The organism is Microbacterium sp. (assembly GCF_046295495.1).
Taxonomy (GTDB): Bacteria; Actinomycetota; Actinomycetes; order Actinomycetales; family Microbacteriaceae; genus Microbacterium.
On sequence record NZ_JBKBNC010000054.1, the window covers coordinates 1 to 15,560 of the forward strand.

Genomic DNA, 15,560 nt, shown 5'->3' on the forward strand with positions numbered 1-15,560 from the left:
GCGCCGACACCGCCGCGGCGCCGGCGCCGCGCGCTCGGCCCGCGCGCCGAGCCCTTTCCCGCGCCCAGCCCGGGCTCGCGCGCTCAGCGACCGGGGAACAGCGCGGCCTCGAACACCGCCTCGGCGGCCCCGACGAGCAGGCGGTTCTCCCCGAGCTCGGCGCCCGCGAGGCGCAGGCCCTCGGCGCACGCGGGCATCGTCTGCGCCCGGACGGCGGCATCCAGGCCCGGCAGGTCGAGGTCGGCGAGGATCGCCAGGAACCCGCCGAGCACGATCACGGCGGGGTTCATGACGTTCGCGGCATTGGCGAGGGCGGTGGCGAGGATGCGGCGCTGGCGGTCGGTCTCGGCGCGCACCGCGGGGTCGTCGCTCGCGGTCAGGGCGGCCGCCAGCGCCTGGTCGTCGCCCGCCTCGAGCCCGACCGCGTCGAGCAGGAGGGCGCGGCTGACCTCGTCCTCGAGCACGCCGTCGTCGGCCCGGCGGTCGCGCGGGTCGACGATGCCCGGGCGGTTCTGTCCGAACTCCCCGGCGTACCCGCCGGCCCCGCCCAGGGGTGCGCCGCCCACGATCACGGCCCCGCCGATACCGCTCGCTCCGCCGTTGAGGTACACGACGTCGTGCGAGCCGCGCGCGGCGCCGAAGAGGTATTCGGCCAGCGCGCCGAGCGCGGCGTCGTTGCCGACGCGGGCCGGCGCGCCGGTGGCATCCTCGAGCATCGCGCCGATGCGCGCTTCGGCCCAGCCGAGGTGCGGGGCTTCGCGCACCACGCCGTCGGCGGCGCGCACGGGGCCGGGGACGGCGACACCCGAGCCGACGATCCGGTGCCCGTCGAGGGGGCCGAGCCGCCAGTCCGCGAGGCGGTGGGCGACGAGCGCGGCCGTGCGCTCGGGGGTCAGGAGCTCGCGCTGCTCGATGCGCTCGCGCACGACGATCGTGCCGTCGAGGCTGACGGCGGCGACGTCGAGGGCGTCGACCTCGGGGTTCACGGCGATCGCGACCACCCGCGGGTCGGGCTCGACGATCGGGGAGGGCCGTCCCACCCGGCCCTGGGTGTCGGACGCCCGCTCCACGACGAGTCCGGAGCGCTGCAGTTCGCCCACCAGGTCGGCGATCGTCGATCGGTTCAGGCCCGTCGCCTCGGTGAGCGCGGCCCGCGAGCGCGGACCCTCGCGGTGCACCGTGCGCAGCACGAGCGACAGATTGGCGCGGCGCATGCCGTCGCCCCGGCTGCCCGCGGTGACCATCCGACCACTGTGCCACGAGCCGGGCGTCGACGTCGGCGGTCGCCGCCGTCGACCCCGCACCGGTCTCCCGCGTGATCGCCCGCCCCCGCCGAGCCGCCCCGCCCCGCCGCCCCCGCCCCGCCGCCCCCGCCCCGTCACACGCATAAACGCTCTCCGCGCGCATAAACGCGATGAGAGCGCGTGTATGCGCGCGGATCGCGTTTATGCGGCGGACGGAGGAGCCGATTCCCACCCCGGGCAAAGCGGGCGGTGCCAGGATCGGATCATGGACCTCTCCGGCATCCCCCTCACGACCATCCGCGGCGAAGAGACCACCTTCGGCGCGGTGACCGGCGGCAAGGCCGCGCTCGTGGTGAACGTCGCCTCGCGCTGCGGTCTCGCTCCGCAGTACGAGGCGCTCGAGGCGCTGCACAAGAAGTACGCCGACCGGGGTTTCACGGTGATCGGCTTCCCCAGCAACCAGTTCCTGCAGGAGCTCGGCGACGACGACAAGATCGCCGAGTACTGTTCGGCCACCTGGGGGGTGACCTTCCCGATGTCCGAGAAGGTCAAGGTCAACGGCCGCAACGCCCACCCGCTCTACAAGGAGCTCACGCAGACCCCGGATGCCGAGGGCAAGACGGGCCGCATCTCGTGGAACTTCGAGAAGTTCGTCGTGGCCCCCGACGGCCGGGTGACGCGCTTCAGCCCCCGCACGCTGCCCGACGCCCCCGAGGTGGTCGCCGCGATCGAGGACGCCCTCCCGCGCTGACGCGCTCCCGCGCTCCCGCGCTGACGCGCCGGTGCCGCGGGTCGCCGTCGACTCTCCTTCGACTGTCCAAAACACGCCGCATCCGCCGTGTCGCGTACGGCGAGTCTTGGACACTCGACGCGCGGGCGCGACTCGGTAATCTGAGCGCCATGACCGATGCCGTCGTCCTCGTCTCCGGCGGAGCCGCCGTCACCCCGTACACCGACCCGGAGCACGCGGCCGCGTCGGGCCTCGCCGCGGGCAACACGATGACCGCCCTGCGCGCGCACCTGCTCGACCGTGGCATCCGGGTCTTCACGGCCCCCGCCCGCATCGGTCCGGGAGAGGTGCGGGAGGATGCCGGGTGGCAGGGCTTCGCCGACGTCCCGGTCGTGCTGCCCGCCGAGGTCACGGTCAACGCCGTGGGCCGCGTCGACGACGCCGGGGTCGCGCTCGCCGGGTTCCTGCGGCGCCTCGCCGCGGACGAGGGGGTGAGCCGCGTCGACCTCGTCGGTCACTCGATGGGCGGGCTCTTCTCCCGCGCGGCGATCCGCGAGCTGGGCGGTGACGGTCCGCGCATCGATCGCCTCGTGACCCTCGGCACCCCGTGGGACGGGTCGGTGCTCGGCGACCTGCTGGACGACGAGATCACCGACGACGACGCGCACGGCGACCCGGCCACGCTGCAGATCTTCGCCGAGGCGCGCCCCTATGCCGGCGCGAACTCCCAGGGTGCTGCCGACGAGGTGTCGCGCCGGTTCCTGCGCCGCTGGAACGACGCGCAAACGGGGGTGCTCGACGACATCCCGGTGACGGCGATCGGTGCGGGATACTTCGCCGCCGCGGCCGAGCCGGTGCAGCTCTGGCCGCACGACGGTCTCGTCTCGATGACCAGCGGTCGCGCCGACGAGGTGCCCGCCGCGGTGCTGCCCCGCGTCGAGCGGCACTCCTTCCCCGACCACGTGCACAGCATCTTCTTCGCCGAGGCGTTCGGGTTGCCGTGGGAGCGTGCGCTGACGTGGGACCCCGCGGTGTTCGCGGTGATCGACGACGCGCTCGGACTCTGACGAGGGGGCTGGACGCCGCGGCATCCGCGGTATATGTTGTGAGCACCAACAAACCCGCCGTGCGTGACCGCGCACTCGTGCGTCTCCATGCGAAGGAGCAGGAATGCCCACCCCCACCCGCGATGACAAGTTCTCGTTCGGACTCTGGACCGTCGGCTACAACGGAACCGACCCCTTCGGCGGCCCGACGCGCGAGCCCCTCGACGTCGTGCACGTCGTCGAGAAGCTCGCCGAGCTCGGCGCCTACGGCCTGACGTTCCACGACGACGACCTCTTCGCCTTCGGGTCGACCGACGCCGAGCGTCAGACGCAGATCGACCGCCTCAAGGGCGCGATGAAGGACACCGGCATCATCACGCCGATGGTCACCACCAACCTCTTCTCGGCCCCCGTGTTCAAGGACGGCGGCTTCACCTCGAACGACCGTCAGGTGCGTCGTTTCGCCCTCCGCAAGGTGCTGCGCAACCTCGACCTCGCCGCCGAGCTCGGCGCACAGACCTTCGTCATGTGGGGCGGCCGCGAGGGCGCCGAGTACGACTCCGCGAAGGACATCCGTCAGGCCCTCGAGCGCTACCGCGAGGCCGTCAACCTCCTCGGCGACTACGTCACCGACAAGGGCTACGACATCCGCTTCGCCATCGAGCCCAAGCCGAACGAGCCCCGCGGCGACATCCTGCTGCCGACGCTCGGTCACGCGATCGCCTTCATCGACTCGCTCGAGCGCCCCGAGCTCGTGGGCCTGAACCCCGAGGTCGGCCACGAGCAGATGGCGGGTCTGAACTTCGCCGCCGGCATCGCGCAGGCGCTGTACCACGGCAAGCTCTTCCACATCGACCTCAACGGCCAGCGCGGCATCAAGTACGACCAGGACCTCGTCTTCGGTCACGGCGACCTGCACAACGCCTTCGCGCTCGTCGACCTGCTCGAGAACGGCGGCCCCGGCGGCGTGCCGGCTTACGACGGCCCGCGCCACTTCGACTACAAGCCCTCGCGCACCGAAGACGAGACGGGCGTCTGGGACTCGGTCTCGGCCAACATGAACACCTACCTGCTGCTCAAGGAGCGGGCCGCGGCCTTCCGCGCCGACCCCGAGGTGCAGGAGGCGCTCGAGGCCGCCAAGGTCGCCGAGCTCGCGCAGCCCACGCTGAACGAGGGCGAGACCTACGACGACTTCCTCGCCGACCGCTCGGCCTACGAGGACTTCGACACCGACGCCTACCTCGGCGGTAAGGGCTTCGGATTCGTGCGTCTGCAGCAGCTCGCCACCGAGCACCTGCTCGGCGCGCGCTGCGTCGGCGGGGGCCGGGATGCCCCGCCACCCGGCCCCCTTCCCTTCCGTCGAGTGTCCAAGACACGCCGCATCGCCCCCGGGTGAGACGGCGTGTCTTGGACACTGAACGGGATGCCGCACCGGCGCGGCGCACACAGAAGGAGTGAGCATGGCGCTCGTCATGGGAGTCGATTCGTCGACGCAGTCGTGCAAGGTCGTCGTCGTCGACGCCGAGAGCGGTCGCGTGGTGCGCGAGGGACGCGCCTCGCATCCCGCGGGCACCTCGGTCGACCCCGAGGCCTGGTTGGTCGCGCTGCAGGATGCCATCGCGCAGGCCGGCGGTTTCGACGACGTCGCGGCGGTCTCGATCGCGGGTCAGCAGCACGGCATGGTCGTGCTCGACGCCGACGGCGCGGTGATCCGCGATGCGCTGCTGTGGAACGACACCCGTTCGGCGCAGGCCGCGCGCGACCTCATCGGCGAGGTGGGCGCCGGCGCCTACGCCGAGCGCACGGGAGCCGTCCCGGTTGCTTCCTTCACCGGCACGAAACTGCGGTGGCTGCGGGATGCCGAGCCCGACAACGCCGCGCGCGTGGCCGCCGTCGCGCTGCCGCACGACTGGCTCACCTGGCGCCTGCGCGGATTCGGCCCGGGCAACGCGGTGCTTCAGGAGCTCATCACCGACCGCTCCGACGCGTCCGGCACCGCGTACTGGGGCGCCGACGGCTACGACCTCGATCTGTTCACCCGTGCGCTCGGGCACGACGCCGTGCGTCCGCGCGTGCTCGGCCCGTGGGAGAGCGCCGGCACCCTGCCCGGCGGTGCTCTCGTGGGCCCCGGGGCCGGAGACAACGCCGGCGCCGCCCTCGGGCTGGGCGCGGGGGTCGGCGACGTCGTCGTGTCGCTCGGCACCTCGGGCACGGTGTTCGCCGTGGCCGATGCGCCCACGCGCGACACCACCGGCACCGTGGCCGGGTTCGCCGACGCGACCGGGAAGTTCCTCCCGCTGGTCGCGACCCTCAACGCCGCCCGCGTGCTCGACGCCTTCGCGGGCCTGCTCGGCGTCTCGCACGACGAGCTCGGTGCGCTCGCCCTCGAGGCCGAACCCGGCGCGGGCGGCGTCGTGCTGGTGCCGTGGTTTGAGGGCGAGCGCACGCCGAACCTGCCGCACGCGCAGGCCTCGCTGACGGGTCTGACTCTGGCGTCAACGACCCGTGCGAACTTCGCCCGGGCGGCGATCGAGGGCATGCTGAGCGGGCTCGCGGTGGGGCTCGAGGCGATCCAGGCGCAGGGCGTCGAGGTGCGGCGCATCCTGCTCATCGGCGGGGCTGCGGCGAACGAGGGCGTCGCGCGCATCGCCGCGCAGGTGTTCGACGCCGAGATCGTCGTGCCCGCCGCGGGCGAGTACGTCGCTCTCGGCGCCGCCCGGCAGGCCGCGGGCGTGCTCGCGGGGGGTCCGGTCGACTGGGCCGTCGCGACGACGCGCGCGGTGGACGCCGACCACCGTCCCGAGATCCGTCAGCGGTACGACGTGGTGGCGGGGTTGCGCGCGGGGGAGTGACGGCGCCCGCCGACGGGCCCTGCCTCATCGCCCGCCGGCGGAACCGCCGTTCATCGCCTCGACGCGCCGCCCGCGGCGGGCGCCCTCGCGGGCGGGGGGACGGGCACCGCGCGCGAGCGCGGGGAGGGCGGAACCTGCGCACGTGTCCAGAGGCGGCGTCAAGAGCGTCGACCGCGGTGCCGTCGCGTTCTACCGTGGCGCCATGGTCCGCATCCGGCTGTCCGCCCCCTCCTTCCACCGCGACGTCGACGTCGACGACGCCTCCGATCTGATCGAAGCGGAGGGCATGACCTGGACCCGCGACGGCGAGGTCGACGGCGTACCGCGGTACGTGCCCGCCGCGGCCGGCTGAACGGCGACGCGCGGTGATCGCGGGCTCGCGCCCGGCGGACCGGAGCGTCGACCGGCACCGCGGGGGAGCGGTGCCGCTCAGCCCTCGGTGACCCGCGTGCGCGGCATCCGTACGTCGGGGTCGGTCGGCTGCACCCGCGTGTACGACGGCTGCCGGACGGCGCGCACCCACGCGTACGTCCGCGCGCCGGGAAGCGGACGCCGGACGGCGTCGAAGCGGAGCGCCCGGTCGTCCTGTCCGGGATCGAGGCGCAGTTCGAGGATCGCGAACGGATGCCAGGGTCCCCACGCCGTCGCGTGGCCCATCGTGAGGGTCCAGACGGTGTCGTCGGCGTCGGGGAGCTCGCGCGGATCCGTCGCCGGCGGCCGACCCGAGCGGGTCCGCGCGGCCAGGAGCACGGGCCCCCGCCGCCCGCGATAGGGCAGCAGAACACCGAATCGAGCGCGTTCCGCCCGTCGGTGCACGGCGAGCGCGAAGCGTCCGGGCACGTGCCACCCGGTGGAGGCGAACTCGATGTCGGCGGGACGCCCGTCCGCGTCGACGCGCAGGGCGAGGCCGATGATGTCGGGCAGGGGCGCCGGCAGACCCAGCGAGCGCGAGACGCGGGCCACCACCGGCGCCGGGGAGGGAGGGGGCTCGTCGATCCACGACAGGCCGGAGGGTGCGGCATCCGGGATCCACGTCATGCTCCCGCTCAGGACAACCCCGCGGCTGTGGATCGGTCGCGGGGCCCGGAGTCGGCGCATCAGGGCGAACACGCCCTCGAGGGCCGCGCCGATCGTGCGGGCCACGGGGCTGCTCGGGAGGCGGGGGATGCGGGTGCCCGGGGTCATGCCGCCATCGCACCGCGTCGACCGGTCGCACGCCGAGGGGGTTGCGCGCCGCTACTGTGAGGGACCATGAGCGGCGAGATCGGGGGCAAGCGCATCGGCGTGCGCGAGGTCGCCGCCGCCGCGGGCGTCTCGACGCAGACGGTGTCGCGCGTGCTCAACGGCTATGCCGGCATCCGCGACGCGACACGTGAGCGTGTGCTCGACGCGGTCGCCGCCCTTGACTACCGCGTGAACAACGCCGCCCGCGCGCTCGGAACGAGCCTCACCCGCACGGTGGGCGTCGTGGCATCCGATGCCGTGCTGCACGGGCCCGCGGCGGGTATCGCCGCCCTCGAGCGCGCCGCGCGGGCGCGTGGCCGGTGGATCACGACCGCCTACACCGACTCCGACGACCCGGCCGACATCGATGCGGCCGTGCAGCACCTGCTCGATCAGGGAGTCGACGGGATCGTGCTCGTCGCCGCGCACGGGGCGACCCCTCTCGCGGGCTACGACGTGCCGATCGTGCCGCTGTACGGCGAATCCGGCATGCGCCAGCGGGCCGCGGCCGCCCTCGTCGTGGACCACCTCGCCGACCTCGGACACCGCCGCCTGGTCGAACTCGGCGGCCCCGCCGACTGGCGGGAGTCCCTGGCCCGACGGGACGGGGTCGCCGACGGCGTGCGGCGACGCGCGCTCGAACGGGTCGATCGCCTCGACGGGGACTGGAGCGCGGCGTCGGGGTCGGCGCTCGCCGCAGTCGTCGTCGATCGGGTGCGCGAGGGGGCCACGGCCGTCGCCGTCGCCAACGACCAGATGGCGCTCGGGCTCATGGCGGGACTCTCCACCCGCGGAGTGAGCGTGCCCGGTGACGTCTCGGTCACCGGCTTCGACGACAATCCGGATGCCGCCTTCTACGCGCCGGCGCTCACCACGGTGCGCCTCGACGTCGAGGGGGAGGCGGAGGAGGCCGTCGCGCACGTGCTCGGCGAGGATCCGGTGCCGCCCGCGGACCCGGTGCTCGTGCCCCGCGCCTCCACGGCACCGCCGCGCTGACGGGGATTCCCGGCGATGGCGTCGGTCCCGCGGCATCCGGGGTCGCGAGATTGCGATGTTACCGGTAACATTACGTATCGAGCGCCTCGCGCCCGCCATCCGAACCACCGTCGAAGGAGACCCGCGTGTCCGATGCCGCCACGTTCGCGCCCGAGCTGCAGGAGGCGATCGACGCCGTCCGCGCCGACGTCGCGAAACTGCACGCCGAGCTCGTGCGCTACAACCTCATCGTCTGGACCGGCGGCAACGTCTCGGGTCGCGTCCCCGGCGCCGACCTGTTCGTCATCAAGCCCTCGGGTGTCTCGTACGACGACCTGGCGCCTGAGAACATGATCCTCTGCGACCTCGACGGCAACGCCATCCCCGGCACCCCCGGCTCCGAGCGCAGCCCCTCGAGCGACACCGCCGCGCACGCGTACGTGTACCGCAACATGCCCGAGGTCGGCGGTGTCGTGCACACCCACTCCACCTACGGCGTCGCGTGGGCGGCCCGGGGCGAGGAGATCCCCTGCGTCATCACGGCGATGGCCGACGAGTTCGGCGGCCCCATCCCGGTCGGCCCCTTCGCCATCATCGGCGACGACTCGATCGGCCGGGGCATCGTCGAGACCCTGCGCGGCCACCGCTCGCGCGGCGTGATCATGCAGAACCACGGCCCCTTCACGATCGGCACGAACGCGAAGGACGCAGTGAAGGCCGCCGTCATGCTCGAAGACGTCGCCCGCACCGTGCACATCGCGCGCGAAGCCGGCCCCCTCATCCCGATCCCGCAGGACAAGATCGACGCCCTCTACAACCGCTACCAGAACGTCTACGGACAGAGCACGGACGACCGCCGATGAACGCCCTGATCACCGAGGGCCGAGCATCGCTCGGCATCGAACTCGGCTCCACCCGCATCAAGGCGTGCCTGATCGGCCCCGACGCCGAGGTGCTCGCGGTCGGCTCCCACGAGTGGGAGAACGTCTACGCCGACAAGTTGTGGACCTACTCGCTGGATGCCGTGTGGTCGGGCCTGCGGTCCGCTTACGCCGAGCTGGTCGCCGACGTGCGGCAGCGGTACGGCGTCACGCCCGAGCGCTACGCCGCGATGGGCGTCTCGGCGATGATGCACGGCTACCTCGCGTTCGACGCCGACGGCGAGCTGCTGGCCCCGTTCCGCACGTGGCGCAACACCAACACCGGCGTGGCCGCCACCGAGCTCTCCGAGCTGCTGGGCGTGAACATCCCGCTCCGCTGGTCGATCGCCCACCTGCACCAGGCGGTCGTGGATGCCGAGCCCCACGTGCCCGAGATCCGCTTCCTCACCACGTTGGCCGGGTACGTCCACTGGAAGCTCACGGGCGAGAAGGTGCTCGGCGTCGGCGACGCGTCGGGCATGTTCCCGATCGACTCCGCGACCCGCGACTACGACGCCGAGCTGGTCTCGCGCTACGACGCCCTCGCCGACGGCCGTGTGCCGGCGCTGCGCGAGCTGCTCCCGCAGGCGCTCGCCGCGGGCGCCGTCGCCGGGAACCTCACCGCCGAGGGTGCGGCCCTGCTCGACGAGAGCGGAACCCTGCGTCCCGGCATCCCCTTCGCCCCGCCCGAGGGCGACGCGGGCACCGGCATGGTCGCCACCGGAGCCGTCGCTCCGCGCACCGGCAACGTCAGCGCCGGCACGAGCATCTTCGCGATGGTCGTGCTCGAGCGCCCGCTGGCCCAGGTGCACCACGAGCTCGACCTCGTCACGACGCCCTCGGGCGACGCGGTGGCCATGGTTCACTGCAACAACGGCGCGAGCGAACTCGCGGCCTGGGCGAACATGTTCACCGCCTTCGCCTCCGCGGCGGGCTCGCCCGTGACCCCGGATGCCACCTATGCGACGCTGTTCTCGGCGGCGCTGTCGGGAGAGGCCGACGCCGGTGGGCTGCTGGCGTACAACCATCTCGCCGGGGAGCCCATCGCGGGTCTCGACGAGGGGCGCCCGCTCGTCGTGCGCACGCCCGACAGTCGCCTCACGCTGCCGAACTTCATGCGCGCGCAGCTCTACGGCGTCTTCGGCACCCTCGCGCTCGGCATGGACGTGCTGCACGGCGAGGGCGTCGCCCTCGACAAGATGTACGCGCACGGCGGGATGTTCCGCACAGCCGGGGTCGCCCAGCGCTTCCTCGCCGCGGCGCTCGACGCCCCCGTGGCCGTCGCCGAGACCGCCTCGGAGGGCGGCGCGTGGGGTATGGCCGTGCTCGCCGCCTACGCCGTCGACGACTCCGATCGCGATCTCGACGCCTACCTGCGCGAGGCGGTCTTCGCCGACGCGCCGATCACCACGGCAGACCCCGACCCCGCCGACGTCGCCGGCTTCTCGACCTACCTCGACCGCTACCGCGCCGGGCTCGCCGTCGAGGCCGCCGCCGTGGCATCCCTCTGATCACCCGAAAAGGACCCGTCATGACCCGCACCCCCCTGAAGAACGACCTCGACGGCTACGAGGTCTGGTTCGTCACCGGCAGCCAGAACCTCTACGGCGAAGAGACCCTGAAGCAGGTCGCCGAGCAATCGCAGGCCGTCGTGGAGGGCCTGAACGGCCTGCCCGTGAAGGTCGTCTGGAAGCCCGTGCTGAAGGACTCCGACAGCATCCGCCGCATGGCGCTGGAGATCAACGGTCGCGACGACGTCATCGGTGTGATCGCGTGGATGCACACCTTCAGCCCCGCGAAGATGTGGATCGCCGGGCTCGACGCCCTGCAGAAGCCGCTGCTGCACCTGCACACGCAGGCCAACGTCGAGCTGCCGTGGAACGACATCGACTTCGACTTCATGAACCTCAACCAGGCCGCCCACGGCGACCGCGAGTTCGGGTACATCCAGACGCGGCTCGGCGTCTCGCGCAAGACGGTCGTCGGCCACGTGTCGAACCCGGCCGTGCGACAGCAGATCGAGGACTGGGAGCGCGCCGCCGCCGGCTGGACCGCCGCCCGCACCCTCAAGCTCGCGCGCTTCGGCGACAACATGCGCTTCGTCGCCGTCACCGAGGGCGACAAGACCGAGGCCGAGCTGCGCTTCGGCGTGCAGGTCAACACCTGGGGCGTCAACGAGCTCGTCGAGGCCGTCGAGAACGCCTCGGATGCCGATGTCGACGCGCTCGTCCAGGAGTACATCGACAGCTACGAGGTCGTCGAGGAGCTCCTTCCCGGCGGCGCGCGCCATCAGTCGCTGCGCGACGGCGCGGCGATCGAGCTGGGCCTGCGCTCGTTCCTCGAGGAGGGCGGCTTCGGCGCCTTCACCACCTCGTTCGAAGACCTCGGTGCGCTCAAGCAGCTCCCCGGTCTCGCGGTGCAGCGCCTGATGGCCGAGGGCTACGGCTTCGGCGCCGAGGGCGACTGGAAGACCGCGATCCTCGTGCGCGTCGCGAACGTCATGGGTGCGGGCCTGCCCGGCGGCGCCTCGCTCATGGAGGACTACACCTACGACCTCGTCCCCGGCTCCGAGCGCATCCTCGGCGCGCACATGCTCGAGGTCTCGCCCTCGCTGACCACGGCCAAGCCCCGCCTCGAGATCCACGAGCTGGGCATCGGCGGCAAGGACGACCCGGTGCGCCTGGTCTTCACCGCCGACCCGGGCCCCGCGCTGGTCGTCGCGCTGAGCGACATGCGCGACCGCTTCCGCCTCACCGCCAACGTCGTCGAGAACGTCGAGGCCCCCGACCTGCCGAAGCTGCCCGTGGGGCGCGCGGTGTGGAAGCCCGCTCCCGACTTCGCGACCTCGGCCGCGTGCTGGCTGGCCGCGGGTGCGGCGCACCACACCGTCATGACGACGGCCGTCGGCATCGAGGTGTTCCGCGACTTCGCCGAGATCGCCAAGACCGAGCTCGTCGTCATCGACGACGAGACCACGGTCCGCGGTTTCCAGAGCGAGCTGCGCTGGAACCAGGCGTACTACCGCCTGGCCCAGGGCCTGTAAGACCCGCCGTCCTCGGATCGTCCGCCGATCCGGGGGCGGTGCCGGATGTACGCGCCCCGTTCGCTCGGGACGCGTCCCGTGCATCGTGGAGATCGATGATCGCCCCGGTGCACGGATCGTGCCCCGGAATCTCCGCAGCGGTGGGCTGCGGCGGTTCCGGGGCATTTCCTGTTCCCGGGTGCGGGTGCGGTCCGGGTGCGGCGGGTGCGGGTGCGGGGGTCGGAGGAGCGTGTCTTCCGTGCGGCTCGGGGCGGCTGCGCCCGCGCCGTCGAGACGGGGATGCCGCGGCATCCGGTGCCCGTCGCGGAATACGCGCCGCGGGGCCGTCGTTGGCGTGCATTCACGCAATCGATGGGAAAGACCGTTTTGACTGACTCCTCGCACGCCCTCGTGGTCGGTGCCACCGGTATCGCCGGCGGCGCCCTCCTCGACCGTCTCTCCGCCGACGGATGGGCGGTGACGGCCCTGTCCCGCCGGCCCGGCGCGGAGCGCTCCGGTGTCACCTGGCGCTCCGCCGACCTGCGCTCACCCGACGCGCTGCGCACCGCCCTGCGGGACGTCCCCGTCACGCACGTGTTCTTCACGGCGTGGTCGCGACAGGACACCGAGGCCGAGAACATCGCCGTGAACGGCGGCATGGTCCGCGATCTGCTCGCCGCGCTCACCGAGGCGCCCGTGCGCCACGTGGCGTTGATGACCGGGCTCAAGCACTACCTCGGACCTTTCGAGGCCTACGGCCAGGGCACCATGCCCGACACGCCGTTCCACGAGGACGAGCCGCGGCTCGACGTCGACAACTTCTACTACGCGCAGGAGGACGAGCTCTTCGCCGCTGCAGCGCGTCAGGGGTTCACCTGGTCGGTGCACCGCTCGCACACGGTGCTGGGGCACGCCGTCGGCAACGCGATGAACATGGGCCTCACCATCGCGGTGGCCGCGGCCATCAGCCGCCACACCGGTCGCCCCCTGGTCTTCCCCGGCAGCGAGACGCAGTGGAACGGCCTGACCGACGTGACGGATGCCGACCTGCTGGCCGACCAGATGGTCTGGGCCGCCACGCACCCCGAGGGGGCCGACGAGGCGTTCAACACGGCCAACGGAGACGTCTTCCGCTGGCGGTGGATGTGGCCGCGCATCGCCGCCGACCTGGGTGTGGAGGCGGAGGGCTTCGACACCGCACCGCGCCCGTTCGGACAGCAGATGGCCGATGCGGCACCGGCGTGGGCGGAGATCGTCGCGCAGCACGGTCTCGTCGAGCCCGACATCGCCCGCGTGGCCTCGTGGTGGCACACGGATGCCGACCTGGGGCGCGACATCGAGGTGATGACCGACATGTCGAAGAGCCGGCTCGCCGGTTTCACCGAGCACCACCGCACGCGCGACTCCTTCACCCGCCTCTTCGAGCGGTACCGCGCCGCGCGTCTCATTCCCTGAGCGCGCCCCCGCGGCATCCGGGCCGCCTCCTCGGGCAGCCGCGGCGGGGTGGAGCGCGGAGACGCCCGTTCGGGCGCGGTCTCCCGCCCCGAGCGGAGGCCCTCCGAGCGCGCGTGGCCCGGGGCGATCGATGCAGCCCCGGGCCGCGTCCATCGCCCCGACACGCGCCCGGGCCTCCGCGGGCGCTCCTACAACCGCTGCCCCAGCGCCCACAGCCGGTCGGCGCGACCGGAGATCGCCTCCGACAGCGCGAACGCCTGCGAATCGGTGAGCGAGGCGACGTAGTCGATGATGCCGCGCGAGCGCGCGAGCGTCTCGGCCTCGGCATCCGAGGGGCGCCGCTCGGAGGGCAGGACCGCGTACTGCTCGCGGGCCAGCGCGATGAGCTCGCGCAGGCGCCGCGGGGTGCGCGCGCGGTCGAGGTCGTCGTCGAGCCACTCGCCGAGGGCGCGCACCGAACGGGCCAGGATGCGGCTCATACCGCGCTGCTGGATCGCGAGGTCGGGGCGGCTCAGCACGAACCGCTTGTGCACGAACTTCAACACCTCCACGTGATGCCAGGCCCAGGGCGACAGCACGACCGGGCCGGCGCGCGGGGTGTCGAGCGGGCGCAGGCGCGCCGACTCCTGGAACCGGCGGATCCAGCGATCGGTGAAGACGGCCAGTCGGCGCTCCGCCGTCAGCGAGCCGTCGAACGGGCGGGCGAGCAGGTCGGTGACCATCTCGGCATCCACGTCGCTCACGGCCGCGAGGAAGGCCTCGTCGTCGGCGATCCAGGGGTCGTCGCGGCGCATCTTGCGCCGCAGGCGCTCCAGGCCCGCCCCGGGGGCGAGCTCTGCGCGCACCTCGGCGTCGTCGCGCGAGCGCCACTCGAGCACATCGTCGAGCCAGCCGCGGAACTCCGCCGCGATGGGCGCGTGGTCGAGGATCCCCGCGCGGTAGAAGTCGTCGACGTCGTGCACCGAGTAGGCGATGTCGTCGGCGAGGTCCATCACGGCGCCCTCGATGCTCTGGCGCAGGGGCTCGGCATCCACTCCCCGGCGGGCCTCGTCGAGGTCGTCGAGGTCGAGGTCGTAGGCCGAGTACTTGTGCACCCGGTACGCGCCGTCGGGCGAGCGACGGATGCCGCGGGGCGGGCCGATGCGCTCGACGTCGGCGGCCTCGACCGACGGCGCCCACGGGTACTTCGCCGAGGCCGTGCGCACCGCGGCGGTGAGGTTGAGTCCGTGCGGAGCCGTCTCGATCACGTCGAGGGCGGTGAGGATGCGGTAGGTCTGGGCGTTGCCCTCGAAGCCGTCCGCAAGCCCCAGCTCGTCGCGCGCGAGGCGGTCGAGCGTCGACTCGCCGAGGTGGCCGAACGGCGGGTGGCCGAGGTCGTGCGCGTAGGCCGCGGCCTCGACGACCGTGGCGTTGCACACGTCACCCTCGCCCGCTTCGCGCGAGCGCGTGTTCAGCTGCAGGGCGACGACGCGGGCGATCGCGCTGACCTTGAGCGTGTGGGTGAGGCGGTTGTGCACGGGGGCGCCCGAGATGGAGGGCGACACCACCTGCGTCACCGCCGACAGGCGCGAGAAGTACGGTGAGAACTGCACGCGTTCGAGGTCGATCGACCACGGGTCGGCGTGCGCGTCGTCGCGATCGGGGAACATCCGGGATGCCGGATTGCCGACCGCGCGGCCCGCACGCGCGGGGGAGTTCTCGGCGGGTGGCACGGTCTCGTTGGGCAGGGTCATCGGGTCCTCTCGCGGCGTCGATGGCGTTGCTCAACGCTAACGCCGATGCCGAACGACCGTGCGCCGGAGCCGGCCGGGTGCCTCGCCCGCGCACGACTCCTGCACATGCGGGCCTTCGCGGGGCTGATCGGGTCGTGCGACGCCGTCTGCAGGAGTCGTGCGCGCGGGGTGCCGGCCGTTCGGTCGCGGCCGCTGAGGACGGGAGGCGGCCGTGAGCACGCATGGCTCCGGCGGAAATGGACACCAGGTGGGCGGGAGGGGCGGAGGGTGCCGTTTCCGCCGGAGTCGTGCACGCGGCTCCGGTGGGGCCGCGGCCCCGCCCCGCGCCCGCGGCCCGCCTCGCCCGCGGCCCCGCCCCG

The 15,560-nt window shown here is 73.1% G+C and carries 12 protein-coding genes and 1 pseudogene; 10 read left to right on the plus strand and 3 right to left on the minus strand.

Annotated elements, in window-relative coordinates; genetic code table 11:
• Positions 1-83: 83 nt before the first annotated feature.
• A complete protein-coding gene (locus ACK4LS_RS13460) occupies positions 84-1,244 on the minus strand; it encodes an ROK family protein (RefSeq protein WP_409718176.1) in 1,161 nt (386 codons plus the stop codon).
• A 265-nt stretch (positions 1,245-1,509) separates the two neighbouring features.
• Here ACK4LS_RS13460 and ACK4LS_RS13465 point away from each other — a divergent pair, with 265 nt between their 5' ends.
• The 5 genes and pseudogenes from ACK4LS_RS13465 to ACK4LS_RS13485 all read left to right on the plus strand — a co-directional run bounded on the left by ACK4LS_RS13465 (position 1,510) and on the right by ACK4LS_RS13485 (position 6,224).
• Positions 1,510-1,995 carry a glutathione peroxidase gene (locus tag ACK4LS_RS13465; RefSeq protein WP_409718179.1) on the plus strand — a complete coding sequence of 162 codons (486 nt, stop codon included), beginning with the start codon at positions 1,510-1,512 and terminating at the stop codon, positions 1,993-1,995.
• Between the two features lie 149 nt (positions 1,996-2,144).
• The gene (locus ACK4LS_RS13470) at positions 2,145-3,041 is read left to right on the plus strand and encodes a lipase family alpha/beta hydrolase (protein ID WP_409718182.1); all 897 of its coding nucleotides are present in this window, start codon (positions 2,145-2,147) and stop codon (positions 3,039-3,041) included.
• A gap of 103 nt (positions 3,042-3,144) precedes the next feature.
• Positions 3,145-4,329, plus strand: a pseudogene (gene xylA / locus ACK4LS_RS13475) (xylose isomerase); the annotation flags it as partial.
• 151 nt (positions 4,330-4,480) lie between these two features.
• Complete coding sequence (locus tag ACK4LS_RS13480; RefSeq protein ID WP_409718185.1) at positions 4,481-5,872, plus strand: xylulokinase; 1,392 nt, start codon at positions 4,481-4,483, stop codon at positions 5,870-5,872.
• A 142-nt stretch (positions 5,873-6,014) separates the two neighbouring features.
• Positions 6,015-6,224: a hypothetical protein gene (locus tag ACK4LS_RS13485; protein WP_409718188.1), complete on the plus strand. Its 210-nt coding sequence runs from the start codon at positions 6,015-6,017 to the stop codon at positions 6,222-6,224.
• Between the two features lie 77 nt (positions 6,225-6,301).
• Here ACK4LS_RS13485 and ACK4LS_RS13490 read toward each other — a convergent pair whose 3' ends face one another.
• Complete coding sequence (locus tag ACK4LS_RS13490; protein ID WP_409718191.1) at positions 6,302-7,057, minus strand: hypothetical protein; 756 nt, start codon at positions 7,055-7,057, stop codon at positions 6,302-6,304.
• Between the two features lie 66 nt (positions 7,058-7,123).
• Between ACK4LS_RS13490 and ACK4LS_RS13495 the strand changes: the two genes are divergently transcribed.
• The 5 genes from ACK4LS_RS13495 (at position 7,124) to ACK4LS_RS13515 (ending at position 13,468) form a co-directional block, all read left to right on the plus strand.
• The gene (locus ACK4LS_RS13495; protein WP_409718194.1) at positions 7,124-8,092 is read left to right on the plus strand and encodes a LacI family DNA-binding transcriptional regulator; all 969 of its coding nucleotides are present in this window, start codon (positions 7,124-7,126) and stop codon (positions 8,090-8,092) included.
• Positions 8,093-8,217: 125 nt separating this feature from the next.
• Entirely contained in the window at positions 8,218-8,934 is a 717-nt protein-coding gene (locus ACK4LS_RS13500) for an L-ribulose-5-phosphate 4-epimerase (protein WP_409718197.1), read from the plus strand.
• Positions 8,931-10,502 (plus strand): xylulokinase, encoded by a 1,572-nt coding sequence (locus tag ACK4LS_RS13505; protein WP_409718200.1) that lies wholly within the window; start codon positions 8,931-8,933, stop codon positions 10,500-10,502. The genes ACK4LS_RS13500 and ACK4LS_RS13505 overlap by 4 nt, the downstream gene beginning before the upstream one ends.
• Positions 10,503-10,522: 20 nt before the next feature.
• Positions 10,523-12,034 (plus strand): L-arabinose isomerase, encoded by a 1,512-nt coding sequence (araA, locus tag ACK4LS_RS13510; protein ID WP_409718203.1) that lies wholly within the window; start codon positions 10,523-10,525, stop codon positions 12,032-12,034.
• 351 nt (positions 12,035-12,385) lie between these two features.
• On the plus strand, positions 12,386-13,468 hold the full coding sequence (locus ACK4LS_RS13515; RefSeq protein WP_409718206.1) for an SDR family oxidoreductase: 1,083 nt from the start codon (positions 12,386-12,388) through the stop codon (positions 13,466-13,468).
• Between the two features lie 188 nt (positions 13,469-13,656).
• On the opposite strand, the gene ACK4LS_RS13520 is transcribed toward ACK4LS_RS13515, so the two are convergent.
• Positions 13,657-15,201 carry a deoxyguanosinetriphosphate triphosphohydrolase family protein gene (locus ACK4LS_RS13520; protein ID WP_409718209.1) on the minus strand — a complete coding sequence of 515 codons (1,545 nt, stop codon included), beginning with the start codon at positions 15,199-15,201 and terminating at the stop codon, positions 13,657-13,659.
• Positions 15,202-15,560 lie beyond the last annotated feature (359 nt).

Bases quoted from the DNA above. Each gene is read 5' to 3' on its own strand.
- ACK4LS_RS13460 (WP_409718176.1), bottom strand. From the start codon at position 1,244: ATGGTCACCGCGGGCAGCCGGGGCGACGGCATGCGCCGCGCCAATCTG.
- ACK4LS_RS13465 (WP_409718179.1), top strand. From the start codon at position 1,510: ATGGACCTCTCCGGCATCCCCCTCACGACCATCCGCGGCGAAGAGACC.
- ACK4LS_RS13470 (WP_409718182.1), top strand. From the start codon at position 2,145: ATGACCGATGCCGTCGTCCTCGTCTCCGGCGGAGCCGCCGTCACCCCG.
- ACK4LS_RS13480 (WP_409718185.1), top strand. From the start codon at position 4,481: ATGGCGCTCGTCATGGGAGTCGATTCGTCGACGCAGTCGTGCAAGGTC.
- ACK4LS_RS13490 (WP_409718191.1), bottom strand. From the start codon at position 7,057: ATGACCCCGGGCACCCGCATCCCCCGCCTCCCGAGCAGCCCCGTGGCC.
- ACK4LS_RS13495 (WP_409718194.1), top strand. From the start codon at position 7,124: ATGAGCGGCGAGATCGGGGGCAAGCGCATCGGCGTGCGCGAGGTCGCC.
- ACK4LS_RS13505 (WP_409718200.1), top strand. From the start codon at position 8,931: ATGAACGCCCTGATCACCGAGGGCCGAGCATCGCTCGGCATCGAACTC.
- araA (WP_409718203.1), top strand. From the start codon at position 10,523: ATGACCCGCACCCCCCTGAAGAACGACCTCGACGGCTACGAGGTCTGG.
- ACK4LS_RS13515 (WP_409718206.1), top strand. From the start codon at position 12,386: ATGGGAAAGACCGTTTTGACTGACTCCTCGCACGCCCTCGTGGTCGGT.
- ACK4LS_RS13520 (WP_409718209.1), bottom strand. From the start codon at position 15,201: ATGACCCTGCCCAACGAGACCGTGCCACCCGCCGAGAACTCCCCCGCG.